We start from the raw sequence: 14432 nt of genomic DNA, 5'->3' as shown, positions 1-14432 counted from the left end.
TTTGGGCTTATGTATTTATACGGCCACGGCACCTTTAATATGTGGGTGTGGGTCGTAATTTTTTAGGGTAAAATCTTCAAACGTAAAGTCAAATATGTCTTTAATCTCAGGATTTAATTCCATTGTGGGTAAAGGTCTAGGTTCTCTACTTAATTGTAGTTCTACCTGTTCCATGTGGTTGTTATAAATATGTGCGTCTCCAAAGGTGTGGATAAATTCCCCAGCTTCGTAACCACAAACTTGAGCCATCATCATTGTGAACAAGGCATAAGATGCAATATTGAAAGGTACTCCAAGAAAGATGTCTGCACTACGTTGATATAACTGGCAACTTAACTTTCCATTGGCTACGTAAAATTGAAAAAAGGCATGGCAAGGCGGTAAAGCTGCTTTACCATTGGCTACATTTTCTGAGAAAGATACAGAAGTATCTGGCATAACACTTGGATTCCAGGCAGAAACCAACATTCTACGGCTATTGGGGTTGTTCCTTAAAGTATCTATTACCTCTTTGATTTGGTCAATTTCTTCACTATTCCAGTTACGCCATTGGTGCCCATAAACAGGACCAAGGTTACCATTTTCATCAGCCCACTCATTCCAAATACGTACGCCGTTTTCTTGTAAATAGGCAATGTTTGTATCACCTTTTAAAAACCAAAGTAGCTCGTGTATAATTGATTTTAAGTGCAATTTTTTTGTGGTCACCATAGGGAAACCCTCTTGTAAATCAAATCGCATTTGGTAACCAAAAACGCTTAAAGTTCCGGTGCCCGTTCTATCTGCTTTTTGATTGCCCTCTGCAAGGACATGTTTTAATAAGTCGTGGTATTGTTTCATAAAAAGCGCTCTACTGTCTCCTGTATTATGAGACTACAAAATCAATTCAAAAGTAGCGGATAATTCAACCTAAATTCATTTTTGTTCTAAAGGATTATACACTTTTTATTAACGAAAAATGGTACTGCCAAAGCTTAGGCAAGGAGGATGGAATGGAAACGATTTTGTAGGATAGGTAAAAGGGAGGTTTTTAAAAATCCTGATGTCCTTTTTTTCCTATGGATTGACCATTGATTTTTATTCAAACTTCTTGTAAAAAAACAGATTTTAAAGGCATAGCGTAGCGGTTTCTCTCAAAATATCGATTACAATCTAGAATAGCCGCATTATTCCGAGTGAAAAGACCCCAAAAAAATCGGATTTAATAGTTTTTCTAATTGAGCTTTGGTACGTAAATAAACCAAGTACTTACAATTAACCTAAAATCATGCCGGCTATGGTGGCAGAAAGTAGGGACGCTAAGGAGCCACCTAGAACCGCTTTCATACCAAATTCGGATAAGGTTTTTCGTTGTCCCGGTGCTAAAGAACCAATACCTCCAATTTGAATGCCTATGGAAGCAAAATTAGCAAAACCACAAAGCATATAAGTGGCCATGATTACCGATTTGTTATAGGTGAAATGAGCACTGCTCGCTACATTTTTCAATTCTGCTAGTTGTATATATCCAATAAACTCACTTGCTGCGAGTTTGATTCCTAGTAATTGCCCCATTAGCATTACGTCCTCATTACTAACACCAATAAGCCACATTAAGGGGGCAAATATGGTACCTAGGATAGCCTCTAAAGAAAAAGAATCGTAGGGAGTGTTAGCTGCTATCCACGTATTTAGTGTAGTGTACTCGCCAACGCTACCTAGTATGCCGTTAATCATGGCAATAAAAGCAACGAATACTAAAAGCATTGCGCCCACGTTCACAGCTAGTTTTAAACCTTCTGTAGTACCATTGGCAATGGCATCTAAAAAGTTAGCCCCAATGCGTTCTTGAGATACCTGTACGTCTGTATTAATGCTTTCTGTTTGGGGATATAATATTTTAGATATAACGATAGCTCCAGGTGCAGCCATAACAGAGGCAGCTAATAGGTGTTTGGCAAAAACCAAACGTAAAGCGGGGTCGTCACCTCCTAAGAATCCAATATAAGCAGCTAAAACGGCACCAGCTACCGTGGCCATGCCGCCAACCATTACTAAAAGAATTTCTGACTTATTCATTTTTTCTAAATAAGCCTTGATAAGTAATGGAGCTTCCGTCTGACCTAAAAAGATGTTTCCTGCAATAGATAAGCTTTCTGCGCCAGAGATACCTAAGGATTTGGTTAATAACCAAGCCAATGCTTTGACCACTTTTTGTATTACTCCTAAATAAAACAACACAGAGGTTAAAGCAGAAAAGAAAATGATGGTCGGTAGAACTTGAAAGGCAAAAATGAACCCGAAGGTATCCATATCTACCACAAGGCCTTCAAATAAAAATTGACTCCCAGCTCGGGTAAAATCTAGAATGGAAACAAAAACTTCGCCGATGGTTTCAAAAACCAACTGCACAAAAGATACTTTTAGAACTCCTATGGCAATGATTAGTTGTATGGCTAAGCCAATACCTACTGTTTTCCAATTTATGGCTCTTTTATTGGCACTGAATAAAAAGGCAATTATAACTAGCGCGGCCATGCCCAACATTCCTCTTAACAAAGTGGATAAAGAAAAACCTTGGTTAGGCACCAATTGGTTTTCTGTGCTGTTTAAGCCAATGGTAGTGGCGGTGTTGGCAAGGCTATCTGCCACAACGGGCTCTTGTGCCACCAACTGTGAACTTAGAAGTCCTAGTATGATGAAGCACCAAAACTTGGCTGGTTTCATTTAAAATGGAGGTTATTTTCTTTTAGAAATTTCGTCTCTTAATTGGGCTGCTTTTTCATAGTCCTCTTTGGCAACCGCTTTGTCCAATTCTTGGTGTAGTTCTTCCAAGGTCATTTCTCTGTAGGCACCGCTAGGATTAGAATCTATCTCTACAGTTTCTCCTTCTTGCAGAATTTCGTCTACCATAATACTGTCATCACTTTCGTTCTCTTCCTTATCTTGATTAGAGAACTTTAAAAAGATGCCTGCCTTATCTAAAATGGTTTTATAGGTAAAAATAGGGGCGTTGAAACGCAAGGCTAAAGCAATGGCATCACTGGTGCGTGCGTCTACAATTTCTTCGTGGCCGTCTCTTTCGCTAATAATGCTAGAATAGAATACGCCATCAACCAATTTATGAATGATTACTTGCTTTACAAGGATGCCAAACCGATCGCAAAAATTCTTAAATAAATCGTGGGTTAGTGGTCTTGGAGGCTTAATTTCCTTCTCTAGGGCAATGGCAATAGACTGGGCTTCAAAAGCACCAATAACAATTGGGAGTTTACGGTCTCCTTCAACTTCATTTAAAATAAGGGCGTACGCGCCGTTTTGTGTTTGGCTGTAAGATATTCCCTTAATCTTTAATCGTACTAAACTCATATTAACTTTTGCCTAAAATAAAAGTGGCTGTTCAAAAATATGGCCTAAACCGAATCTGAACAGCCGCTTCCAAAAGGCAAATTAACAAAATTTAAGCGTTTTGGGCTTTAAATTCTTTTAATTTTTCTATGAGTTGAGGTACCACTTCAAAGGCATCACCGACAATACCGTAGTCCGCTGCCTTAAAGAATGGTGCTTCTGGGTCATTATTGATTACTACCTTGGTTTTAGAGGCACTTACTCCTGCAAGATGCTGTATGGCTCCAGAAATACCAATAGCAATGTAAAGATTGCTAGCTACTGGTTTACCGGTCTGCCCAACGTGCTCACTATGTGGTCTCCAACCTAAGTCAGAAACCGGCTTAGAGCAAGCCGTTGCGGCACCGAGGACGTCTGCTAATTCTTCTATCAATCCCCAGTTTTCTGGTCCTTTAAGGCCTCTACCGCCAGAAACAACGACATCAGCATCTGCAATTGTAGCTTTGCCTACAACCTTATCCACCTCTACAGATTTTACACCTAAATCGGTGTCAGCAATTGTTGGAGCAAAAGCTTCAACACTGGCTGTAGTACTATTTTCTACAGTGCCGTAAGCATTGTTAGAAACGCCTACAATCTTAATTTCTGATGTAATCTCTGTATGTGCAAAACCTTTGTTACTAAAAGCAGTACGCTTAACAACAAAAGGTGCTGAGCTTTCTGGTGCAGCCACAACATTAGGAGCATACCCCGCTTTTAAAGTTCCTGCAAGGATGCCACCTAAAAACTTACTGTCTGCACTAGAACTAATGATTACTACTTTAGCGCCTTCGGCTTCTACTGCTTGTGCTATTGCACTGCAATAGGCCTTCGCATTAAAAACGCTTAATTGGTCGTTACTTATATTAAGTGCTTTGGCGACACCGTAAGTTCCCAATTCTGAAGCGTCTTCTACATTAAAGGTAATAGCAGTTACACTAGTGCCCATTTTTTGAGCTACATCATATGCATAAGAAGCTACTTCAAAAGCGTTCTTTTTTAATTTTCCTTTTTCTGATTCTGTATATACTAAAACTGACATTTTCTTCTTGCTTTAAATTAGATTACTTTGGCCTCATTGTGTAACAATGCAACTAACTCACCAACATTACCAGCATCTACCAACTTAACAGGTCCTTTAGCTGCAGGCTTTTCAAAGCTTTGATCTGTTGTAAAACTTGCAGCATCCGCAGGAGGCACAACATTTAATGTTTTTTTACGAGCCATCATGATCCCTCTCATGTTTGGGATACGTAAATCGCTTTCTTCTACTAATCCTTTTTGACCACCGATAACTAGAGGTAAACTAGTACTCACTTTTTCTTTACCGCCATCTATTTCTCTAACAGCGGTTGCGTTGGTACCGTCTACTTCTAAGCCTATACATGTATTTACAAAATTCATTTCTAATATAGAAGATAGGATACCAGGGACCATACCTCCATTGTAATCAATAGATTCACGACCAGCTATAATTAAATCATAACCTCCATTCTTAACTAGTTCTGCTAACTGGCTAGCAACAAAAAAACCATCTGTAGGCGTAGCATCTATTCTAATTCCCTCATCAGCACCAATAGCTAAGGCTTTTCTCATAGTTGGTTCCACGCTAGCATCACCAACCGTTGCAATGTGTACAGTAGCTCCTTGCTTTTCTTTAAACCACATTGCTCTAGTAAGCCCAAACTCATCATTTGGATTTATCACAAATTGTACTCCATTTGTATCGAACTTGGTGTCACCGTCTGTAAAATTTATCTTAGAGGTGGTATCAGGTACGTTACTAATGCAAACTAATATTTTCATAGTATTAGGTTAATTTATTACGACTGTAAAGATAACGATTTTTCCTAAATTTATTATGCATGCATAATAAATTTTGTCATTTTTTTGTTTTTTGTGGGTAATCCGTTCCTGTATTATTTCCTATTTTTGCTAGCATTTAAAATAAACCACTCCAGTTATATATGAAGACATTACAATTTAGACAGGCTATAGCAGAGGCCATGTCCGAGGAAATGAGAAGGGATGAGTCCATTTACCTTATGGGAGAAGAGGTTGCAGAGTATAATGGCGCTTATAAGGCTTCTAAAGGAATGTTAGATGAGTTTGGTCCAGACCGTGTTTTGGATACTCCTATCTCTGAGCTTGGCTTTGCCGGTATTGGAGTGGGGTCTGCCATGAACGGTAACCGTCCTATTATTGAGTTTATGACCTTTAATTTCTCTTTAGTAGGTATTGACCAAATAATTAACAACGCAGCAAAAATTAGACAGATGTCTGGCGGTCAGTTTGATTGCCCTATAGTATTTCGTGGACCAACGGCTTCTGCGGGGCAATTAGCAGCAACGCATTCACAAGCTTTTGAAAGTTGGTTTGCTAACTGTCCAGGTCTTAAAGTGGTAGTTCCATCTAACCCAGCAGACGCAAAAGGCTTATTAAAAGCATCTATTAGAGATAACGACCCGGTTATCTTTATGGAGTCAGAGCAAATGTATGGAGATAAAGGGGAGGTGCCAGAAGGGGAATTCACTATTCCATTAGGCGTTGCAGAAATCAAAAGAGAAGGTAAGGATGTTACCATAGTTTCTTTCGGTAAAATAATTAAAGAAGCATACAAAGCTGCAGACGAGTTAGAAAAAGAAGGTATTTCTTGTGAGGTTATCGATTTAAGAACGGTGCGCCCAATGGATCATGAGACCATCTTAAACTCAGTTAAGAAAACCAATAGATTGGTAATTTTAGAAGAAGCTTGGCCATTTGGCAACGTTGCTACTGAGATAACGTATCAGGTACAAGAGAAAGTGTTTGATTATTTAGATGCTCCTATTATAAAAATTAACACCGCAGACACACCTGCGCCATACTCTCCTGTTTTATTAGAAGAGTGGTTGCCAAACAGTGACGATGTGGTAAAGGCTGTTAAGAAAGTGTTATATAAAGACTAATGCGATATATCTAAGGTATATTAGCCCCGTCAAAAAATCTTTTGACGGGGTTTTTCTTTTAATGTATAAGTGTCTAATTCTGCAAACAGGTGTCTTATACTAACAGATTGTGGATGGGATGGCAGTCCCAAGGTAGAAACAGACTACATGCAAAAAATCTTAAGTTACTTATTCTTTATATGTTTTATCACTGCTTATGCCCAAACCAAAGTTGGTGGTATGGTGGTAGATGAGTTTGGGGAAGGGATTCCCTTTGCTAATATTTTATTCAAGGATTCTTCAGAAGGTACTATTACCAATGATAATGGTAGGTTTTATCTAGAGTCTGATAATACTTTTGAAATCCTAGTGGTTTCTTATGTTGGCTATGATACCAAAGAAATTGTATTGCCTAAAAAAGTAAACTACAACATGGAGATTGTGTTGGTAGAAGCAGCACAACAATTAAATGAAGTTGTGGTATATACTGGGAAACAATCAAAAAAGAATAATCCAGCTATAGAAATTCTTAAAAAAGTTTGGGCCAAGAAGAGAGAAAACGGGGTATACAAATACAATAGCTATGAATACGATAAGTATGAAAAGGTTGAGTTTGATTTAAATACCATAGACAGCTCACTTATAAAGAGTAAAATGTTTCGTGGGTTAGAGTTTATGTTTGATGATTTAGATACTTCCCGAATCACAGGGAAAACCTACCTGCCAATGTTCCTTAATGAAGTCTTTTCTAAAGTTTATGGTGATAACAAACAAAACCTGAAGAAAGAAGATGTTTTAGGGAATAAAAGTTCTGGTTTTGCAGGAAATCAGGCAATAACGGCATTTGTAGAAGACTTATATTCAGATTACGACATCTACAACAATTATCTTAAGTTTTACGATAAAAGCTTTACAAGTCCAATTTCTAAAACAGGTGTAGATACTTATAATTATGTGCTAGCAGATAGTACCTTTATAGATAACAAATGGTGCTACAATATTATTTACTATCCCAGAAGAAAGAACGAACTTACTTTTAAGGGCGATTTCTGGATTGCAGACACCTCCTTTGCTGTCAAAAAAATTAATATGGAGGTCACTAAAAGTGCCAACATCAATTGGGTAAAGGATATTTACATTGAGCAAGATTTTGATGTCGTCAGTGATTCGGTTTTTTTATTGAAACGAGATTATATGCTTACTGATTTTGCGTTCAGTAAAAAAGAAGATTCCCGAGGCGTTTATGGTAAACGTACTACCGTATATGATCATTACAATTTTAATCTAGACCGTCCAGAAGCCTTTTATAAGTCAGAAAACGACCCTTATGACCCAAGGGTGTTTGATCGGGATAGCGTCTTTTGGAAAAATGCTCGTTTAGAACAATTGAATGATGATGAAGAAGGCATTTTTCAGTTATTAGATACGCTTAAAACAGTACCAAAATTCAGAACTTATTACGATGTGGTAAGTATTCTGGGTTCTGGCTATATAGAAATAGATAAATGGAATGTAGATATAGGGGACGTATACAGTACTTTCGGTTTTAATGATGCAGAAGGTATACGAGTACGTGGTGGCGCAAGAACTTATTTTGGCCAGAATGATTCTTGGCGTGTAGAAGCCTATACCGCTTATGGTTTTGAAGATAAAAAATTTAAATACGGTATTTCTGGTAAAGTGTTATTAGACCGCAAGAATAGGATTATCCTATCTGGTGGTAATCGTAGAGATATTGAACAATTAGGGTTAAGTCTTACCAGTACTACAGACGTTCTGGGCAGAAGCATCGCCTCCTCTTCCTTAGTTTCTGTGGGGAGTAACAACAGGCTTACGAATATTAATCTCTCTGTATTGAATTTAGAAATAGAACCTGTAAAAAACCTTCGGTTTAATGTAGGTACTTCTTTTAGAACATTAAGTTCTGCCTTGCCAGAAGCGTTTAGTTTGGCTTATGTAGACCCGAGTTCAGAGACTGGTATTTCTTCAGAAATCAAACAATTCGACATTAATACGTCTATCATTTTTACACCAGGTAGAAGGACTATTGGTTACGGTGTGGAGCGTTCAGATATAGATGATGACATCAGCACTATTGTCTTAAATTATACCAAAGGATCAAAAGGTTTTTTAGAAAGCGATTTTGATTACGAGCGTTTGCAATTTAGCTATACGCAACCATGGCAATTAGGTGGTTTTGGTAGGTTGCTAACTTCTGTAGAATTGGGTAAAACGTTTGGCGAGGTACCATTAGGATTATTGAGTGTTATACCGGGTAACCAAACCCTTTTTACCATTTACAATACCTTTCCAAATTTAGATTTTTATGAGTTTGTAACGGATACCTATGCTACAGTTCATTTAGAACATAACTTTAATGGAAGAATTTTTTCTAGAATACCAGTAATTAGAAACTGGAATTTAAGAGAGATAGTAGGGGTACGCGCAGCCTGGGGAAGCATCTCTGATGAAAATATAGCATTGAGTAGTCCTACAAATATTCCGCTAATTGCTCCTAATAATACACCATACTGGGAATATTCTTTTGGAGTTGGTAATATTTTTAAGATTTTTAGATTGGATTTCAATTTTAGGGGTAACTATTTAGATGCTCCAAATGCCAGGTCTTTTGGTATAACAGGTTCTTTCGGATTTAACTTTTAGATAAGAATTGAACTACAATTAACATAGAAATCCTTCGTTTAAGTTACTTTTGCAACCTAAATTTTTAAATATGGCTAAGCAAGCAGGAGAAAATAAAGGAAAAAATACAATCACATTTGACGTTCTTATTGAAATTCCTAAAGGAAGTAGAAACAAATATGAGTACGATTTTGCCCTGAATAAAATCCGTTTTGATAGAACATTATTCTCATCTATGATGTATCCAGGAGACTATGGTTTTGTGCCAGAAACCTTGGCATTAGATAAAGATCCGTTAGACGTGCTCGTATTAGGTACGGAGCCTACCTTTCCTATGGTAGTAATGGAGGTGAGACCAATTGGTGTTTTTCATATGACAGATGAAAAAGGTCCAGATGAAAAGATTATCTGTGTTCCTGTAAACGATCCCGTTTGGAACAGAAAAAAGGATATCAGTGAAATAAATCCACACAGAATGAAAGAGATAGAACATTTCTTTGCAGTATACAAGGATTTAGAAGAGAAAAAGGTAGATACTGGCGGTTGGGGAGATGCTCAAGAAGCGATTAAAATCTACCATGAATGTGTAGAACGTTATGAGAATAGCGAACACAAAGCAAACAGAACTTTTATGATATAAGGTTAGTCATCGCCACAATATAAAGCCATCTTTTCTTAAAAAAGATGGCTTTTTTTATTCAGGTACATTTTCTTACATTTATGAGATGTTGAAAAATTTAACATAATCATAATTAACTAACTAAACTGAATTGAAATTATGGAGCAACTTGTGAATTTTCTGCCTGCATTTGGGGTATTGGCCTTATTGTATGTCTTTATTAAAAGTGGTTGGGTTTCCAAACAAGACGTGGGAGAAGAAAAAATGGCACGTATAGCAAAAAACATTGCAGACGGTGCCATGTCTTTTTTAAAGGCAGAATATAAAATACTAGCCGTATTTGTTTTAGCTGTGGCCGTTTTACTCTTCTTTAAGGGGAGTAATGAAGAAGGCTCTAATGGCCTAGTGGCGGTATCTTTTATTGTTGGGGCCATATGTTCTGCGTTAGCCGGTTTTATAGGGATGAAGGTAGCTACCAAAGCTAATGTCCGTACTACCCAGGCAGCAAGAACTTCGCTAGGAAAAGCCTTAGAAGTGGCCTTTGCTGGTGGAGCTGTAATGGGGCTTGGCGTAGTAGGTTTGGGCGTACTTGGCTTAAGTGGTTTATTCATGATTTATAGTGGTCAGGGTTGGGCTTTGGGGGAAGTCCTTAATGTGCTTTCTGGATTTTCTTTGGGAGCTTCTTCCATAGCGTTATTTGCGCGCGTAGGCGGGGGTATTTACACAAAAGCTGCCGATGTTGGTGCAGATTTGGTAGGTAAAGTAGAAGCGGGTATTCCAGAAGACCATCCACTAAACCCTGCTACAATAGCGGACAATGTAGGGGATAATGTAGGGGATGTTGCAGGTATGGGAGCGGACCTTTTTGAATCTTACGTAGGTTCTATTATTGGTACTATGGTATTAGGTGCTGCATTTACGCAAATTCCAGCCTTTCAATCATCTTTTGATGGGTTGGGCGCAGTCTATCTTCCGCTAGTACTTGCGGCAGTAGGTATTATTATGTCTATTATAGGTACCTTTTTTGTTAAAGTAAAAGACGGAGGTAATCCCCAAACAGCACTAAATATAGGTGAATTTGGTTCTGCTGGATTGATGCTGGTGGCTTGTTATTTTATTATACAAATGATGCTGCCAGAAAGTTGGTCTTTCAACGGTGTAGAATACGGTTCTTTAGGAGTATTTATAGCTGTTTTGGCTGGTTTAATTGCTGGTTTGGCCGTTGGTAAGGTAACCGAGTATTATACCGGTACCGGTACTAAACCTGTAAATAGTATCGTACGTCAATCAGAAACTGGTGCGGCTACCAATATTATTTCTGGTTTGGGCGTAGGGATGATGTCTACCATGTTTCCTATCTTGTTAATTGCTGCAGCTATTTTGGTATCTCACCATTTTGCGGGATTGTATGGTATTGCTATTGCCGCGGTGGGGATGTTAGCAAATACTGGAATACAGTTAGCGGTAGATGCGTACGGACCTATTTCTGATAATGCTGGAGGTATTGCAGAAATGGCAGAATTACCCAGTGAAGTCCGCGAGCGAACCGATAAATTAGATGCAGTTGGTAATACAACAGCGGCTATTGGTAAAGGATTTGCAATTGCTTCTGCGGCCTTAACAGCTTTGGCCTTATTTGCAGCTTTTATGCAAACGGCAGGCGTAACGGGTATAGATGTTTCTAAGCCTACAGTAATGGCAGGTTTATTAATTGGTGGTATGCTACCATTCGTATTTTCAGCCTTATCCATGAATGCAGTAGGTAGAGCAGCGATGGCTATGATAGAAGAGGTGAGAAGGCAGTTTAGAGATATACCACAACTTAAAGCAGCTTTAGAAGTAATGAGAGCGGTAGATTCTGATATGTCTAAAGCTACGCCCGAGCAACGTGCGACTTTTGATGCTGCGGATGGGGTAGCAGAGTATGATAAGTGCGTAGCTATTTCTACACAAGCTTCTATTAGAGAAATGGTACTTCCTGGATTACTAGCTATTGCTGTGCCGGTTGCCATCGGTTTTATAGGTGGAGCAGAAATGTTAGGTGGACTTTTAGCAGGAGTGACTACAGCGGGAGTCCTTATGGCGATATTTCAGTCTAATGCTGGTGGTGCATGGGATAATGCTAAAAAAACAATAGAGAGTGATGGTAGAAAAGGCTCGGATGCCCATAAGGCAGCAGTAGTAGGGGATACCGTTGGGGATCCTTTTAAGGATACTTCTGGTCCTTCTTTAAATATTTTATTAAAGTTGATGAGCGTTGTAGCATTGGTCATTGCACCCAGTTTAACCAGCATGTCTGCAACTGATGACATAAGCATGTTAAAAGAAGATGGCACAACTATTACGATTACTACGGACAAGGGGATAGAGACGCAACAAGTAGAGAAGCAAATCCGTGTAGAAATGAGTAATACGGAGAAGGGTGCATTTAAGGCAATATTAACCGAAACTACTACGGTCGATGGTAAAGTGACAGAAGAAACAAAAGAGTTTTCTGGAGCAACTAAAGAGGAGGTGCAAAAAGCAATAGATGCTTATACACAAAAAAAGAATAAGGCATAACTTCCCCGAGTTATTGTTAAGGAGCTACAATTTACAAAGTAGCTCCTTAGTTTTTTATTGTAATTTAAAATTGATAGGGATAGAAAAAGGAACCTTTACGGGTCTACCTCTTTGCTTTCCAGGTTGCATGGTGGGCAGTTTACTCATAATCCGGGCGGCCTCTTTTTCTAATAGCTCATGAGGTCCACGCATTTTTATATTTGTAATGTAACCGCCTTTATCAATGGTAAAAAGTACGTGTACTTTACCTTGTAATTGCATGTCTATAGCAGTTTCAGGGTATTTAAAGGTTTTCTTTATATGTTTTAGCATCATTTCTTGAAAACAAGCTTTTTTATCGGTAGCACCTTCGCAACCTGGAAAAATAGGGGCGTCTTCTACCGCAATAAAAGAGACTTCTTCTTCCTCTTCTACAGCTAGCGTTTCTATCGCTGTATAGTCTAGCTCAGTTAAATCATCTGTAGATTCAGGAAGATTAATAATGCTTTCAGGAACCTCAACATCATCTTCTTTTATAGTTATAATTACAGGTGATTTTATTATTGGTTTAGGTGGCTCTGGTAGCTGTTGTAGGGTGATGGGGACTTCTTCATCTATAGAAATCAATGCTATACCGTTCTGTGCCTTTGGTGTCGCTTTAGCGAATGATTTCCATTCTATGGCGATATAGCTTAGGGCTAAAATAAAAGCTAAACCGGCAACAAAGAAGGTGCCGGAATGCTTTTCTACTTGTAAATTAGGATGTTTTTTAGCTTTCATAAACATTTGGTTTTAGGATTATGCTTATGAAAGTAGGTGTTGTATTATTGTTTGAAAATTAGGGATGAGTAAACTCCTTGGTTGAATGAGCTAACGCATCTTAAACAATAAGGTTGATGGTTGTGTTGTGCGGATAATCACAAATTTTTTAAATCACTGATCGGTACTTCTTTGGTTTGTTTCCTAATTCATTGGCCCATTCTATAGCGTCGTCTAAATCTAAAAATGTTTGCATTTGATTGCGCATAAACATTTTTTCTAATAAAGAATTAGACCAAGATTTACCTTTTTTCTGAGTAACTACCGCATAGCCTTTTAAAGAATAGCTAAATTTAAAAAAGTGAATCCAATCACTTGGTACCACAGAATAGTTGTTAACCCGGTTAGAGATGTAAACCACCTCTTTGCCATTATGGTCATATAAATTGGTAAGTTCTTCTACCACTTGTTTTGCGTGGTCTTTCCAGTTAAATACGATATCTTCTTTAACTTCTGCGACCACAAAATTTTCAAAAAGATAATAATCGCCAAAAGGATAATTTATTTCCTGAATGGCATCTTTGTAATAGGGGGATTCTTTTACACTTGTCATTTACGTCCTTCACATTTATTTCTCTAACAAAATTACGTTCAAGAGTTATTTTTATTTTAACCCATCGATAAAGTGCACGTAAAATAGGTGTAGTATGTAAGAAATGGACTATATCGAAGAAAATAGTCTGTAAAACGACTAAGTGTAAGTGAATTAAGGCGTTGTTTTATCTCGGTAAAATGCTACAGTGCTTAAAAAAGACCATGTATTTCAGCATCAATTCTGTTAATTATATTTCCAAGGTCTTCTGGTTTGGACACAAAATCAATATCGTCTACATCAATTATCAGTAATTTTCCCTTTTCATAGGTATTAGCCCAAGCCTCATAACGTTCATTCAATCGGCTTAGGTAATCTATACTGATACTGCTTTCGTAATCTCTACCTCTTTTGTGTATTTGTTTTACTAAATTAGGAATAGTACTACGTAAGTAAATAAGCAGGTCTGGTGGCTGTACCAAACTTTCCATTAGCTCAAACAACCCTTTGTAATTGTCAAAATCTCTATTGGTCATTAGGCCCATGGCATGTAGGTTGGGTGCAAAAATATGAGCATCCTCATAAATAGTACGGTCTTGAATTACCTTTTTACCGTGTTCTCTAATTTTTAGAATCTGTCGGTACCTGCTGTTTAAAAAATAGATTTGTAGGTTAAAACTCCAACGCTCCATTTGGGTGTAAAAATCATCTAAATAAGGATTGTCTACAACATCTTCAAAATGGGCCTCCCAATGGTAATGTTTAGCCAATAAAGTAGTTAGGGTAGTTTTTCCTGCTCCAATATTTCCTGCGATGGCAACGTGCATGTTTCTTGGTTTTAACGGGTGTTGTACAAATTAATCGGGAGGTGCAATATACAAGTATTCCACAGTCCTAAAAAATCTTTTTGCTCGCTAATTAGGCATATTTTTTGGATTTATTTTTTTAAAAATAAAGATTAAACCTTTTTCAATTTTAGGGGTCT

12 protein-coding genes are annotated in these 14432 nt (G+C 37.9%); 4 read left to right on the top strand and 8 right to left on the bottom strand.

Annotated elements, in window-relative coordinates:
* Window positions 1–15: 15 nt before the first annotated feature.
* The 5 genes from HCO57_RS06075 to HCO57_RS06055 all read right to left on the bottom strand — a co-directional run bounded on the left by HCO57_RS06075 (window position 16) and on the right by HCO57_RS06055 (window position 5172).
* Complete coding sequence (locus HCO57_RS06075) at window positions 16–840, bottom strand: thymidylate synthase (protein WP_167988290.1); 825 nt, start codon at window positions 838–840, stop codon at window positions 16–18.
* 414 nt (window positions 841–1254) lie between these two features.
* Window positions 1255–2706, bottom strand: a complete 1452-nt coding sequence (locus HCO57_RS06070; RefSeq protein WP_136949553.1) for a NupC/NupG family nucleoside CNT transporter — start codon at window positions 2704–2706, stop codon at window positions 1255–1257.
* 12 nt (window positions 2707–2718) lie between these two features.
* Window positions 2719–3348 carry a bifunctional nuclease family protein gene (locus HCO57_RS06065; RefSeq protein WP_136949554.1) on the bottom strand — a complete coding sequence of 210 codons (630 nt, stop codon included), beginning with the start codon at window positions 3346–3348 and terminating at the stop codon, window positions 2719–2721.
* A 91-nt stretch (window positions 3349–3439) separates the two neighbouring features.
* Window positions 3440–4408: an electron transfer flavoprotein subunit alpha/FixB family protein gene (locus HCO57_RS06060; protein ID WP_167988289.1), complete on the bottom strand. Its 969-nt coding sequence runs from the start codon at window positions 4406–4408 to the stop codon at window positions 3440–3442.
* 17 nt (window positions 4409–4425) lie between these two features.
* Complete coding sequence (locus HCO57_RS06055; protein WP_167988288.1) at window positions 4426–5172, bottom strand: electron transfer flavoprotein subunit beta/FixA family protein; 747 nt, start codon at window positions 5170–5172, stop codon at window positions 4426–4428.
* Window positions 5173–5333: 161 nt separating this feature from the next.
* Here HCO57_RS06055 and HCO57_RS06050 point away from each other — a divergent pair, with 161 nt between their 5' ends.
* The 4 genes from HCO57_RS06050 (at window position 5334) to HCO57_RS06035 (ending at window position 12117) form a co-directional block, all read left to right on the top strand.
* Window positions 5334–6314, top strand: a complete 981-nt coding sequence (locus tag HCO57_RS06050; RefSeq protein WP_167988287.1) for a pyruvate dehydrogenase complex E1 component subunit beta — start codon at window positions 5334–5336, stop codon at window positions 6312–6314.
* 147 nt (window positions 6315–6461) lie between these two features.
* On the top strand, window positions 6462–8957 hold the full coding sequence (locus tag HCO57_RS06045; RefSeq protein ID WP_167988286.1) for a DUF5686 family protein: 2496 nt from the start codon (window positions 6462–6464) through the stop codon (window positions 8955–8957).
* Window positions 8958–9027: 70 nt separating this feature from the next.
* Window positions 9028–9576 (top strand): inorganic diphosphatase, encoded by a 549-nt coding sequence (locus HCO57_RS06040; RefSeq protein WP_136949559.1) that lies wholly within the window; start codon window positions 9028–9030, stop codon window positions 9574–9576.
* A gap of 138 nt (window positions 9577–9714) precedes the next feature.
* Entirely contained in the window at window positions 9715–12117 is a 2403-nt protein-coding gene (locus tag HCO57_RS06035) for a sodium-translocating pyrophosphatase (protein WP_167988285.1), read from the top strand.
* Between the two features lie 54 nt (window positions 12118–12171).
* Here HCO57_RS06035 and HCO57_RS06030 read toward each other — a convergent pair whose 3' ends face one another.
* The 3 genes from HCO57_RS06030 to HCO57_RS06020 all read right to left on the bottom strand — a co-directional run bounded on the left by HCO57_RS06030 (window position 12172) and on the right by HCO57_RS06020 (window position 14274).
* Complete coding sequence (locus HCO57_RS06030) at window positions 12172–12876, bottom strand: energy transducer TonB (RefSeq protein ID WP_167988284.1); 705 nt, start codon at window positions 12874–12876, stop codon at window positions 12172–12174.
* Window positions 12877–13024: 148 nt separating this feature from the next.
* Window positions 13025–13468 carry a hypothetical protein gene (locus HCO57_RS06025; protein ID WP_167988283.1) on the bottom strand — a complete coding sequence of 148 codons (444 nt, stop codon included), beginning with the start codon at window positions 13466–13468 and terminating at the stop codon, window positions 13025–13027.
* A gap of 191 nt (window positions 13469–13659) precedes the next feature.
* Window positions 13660–14274, bottom strand: coding sequence for a deoxynucleoside kinase (locus HCO57_RS06020; protein ID WP_167988282.1), 615 nt, complete (start codon window positions 14272–14274; stop codon window positions 13660–13662).
* Window positions 14275–14432: the final 158 nt, after the last annotated feature.

The organism is Croceivirga sp. JEA036 (assembly GCF_011882165.1).
GTDB lineage: Bacteria > Bacteroidota > Bacteroidia > Flavobacteriales > Flavobacteriaceae > Croceivirga.
Note: the sequence above shows the minus strand (reverse complement) of the source record. Positions and strands in the feature narration are given on the sequence as shown.

Coding starts and splice junctions, on each gene's coding strand:
- HCO57_RS06075 (WP_167988290.1), bottom strand. CDS start 840: ATGAAACAATACCACGACTTATTAAAACATGTCCTTGCAGAGGGCAAT.
- HCO57_RS06070 (WP_136949553.1), bottom strand. CDS start 2,706: ATGAAACCAGCCAAGTTTTGGTGCTTCATCATACTAGGACTTCTAAGT.
- HCO57_RS06065 (WP_136949554.1), bottom strand. CDS start 3,348: ATGAGTTTAGTACGATTAAAGATTAAGGGAATATCTTACAGCCAAACA.
- HCO57_RS06060 (WP_167988289.1), bottom strand. CDS start 4,408: ATGTCAGTTTTAGTATATACAGAATCAGAAAAAGGAAAATTAAAAAAG.
- HCO57_RS06055 (WP_167988288.1), bottom strand. CDS start 5,172: ATGAAAATATTAGTTTGCATTAGTAACGTACCTGATACCACCTCTAAG.
- HCO57_RS06050 (WP_167988287.1), top strand. CDS start 5,334: ATGAAGACATTACAATTTAGACAGGCTATAGCAGAGGCCATGTCCGAG.
- HCO57_RS06045 (WP_167988286.1), top strand. CDS start 6,462: ATGCAAAAAATCTTAAGTTACTTATTCTTTATATGTTTTATCACTGCT.
- HCO57_RS06040 (WP_136949559.1), top strand. CDS start 9,028: ATGGCTAAGCAAGCAGGAGAAAATAAAGGAAAAAATACAATCACATTT.
- HCO57_RS06035 (WP_167988285.1), top strand. CDS start 9,715: ATGGAGCAACTTGTGAATTTTCTGCCTGCATTTGGGGTATTGGCCTTA.
- HCO57_RS06030 (WP_167988284.1), bottom strand. CDS start 12,876: ATGAAAGCTAAAAAACATCCTAATTTACAAGTAGAAAAGCATTCCGGC.
- HCO57_RS06025 (WP_167988283.1), bottom strand. CDS start 13,468: ATGACAAGTGTAAAAGAATCCCCCTATTACAAAGATGCCATTCAGGAA.
- HCO57_RS06020 (WP_167988282.1), bottom strand. CDS start 14,274: ATGCACGTTGCCATCGCAGGAAATATTGGAGCAGGAAAAACTACCCTA.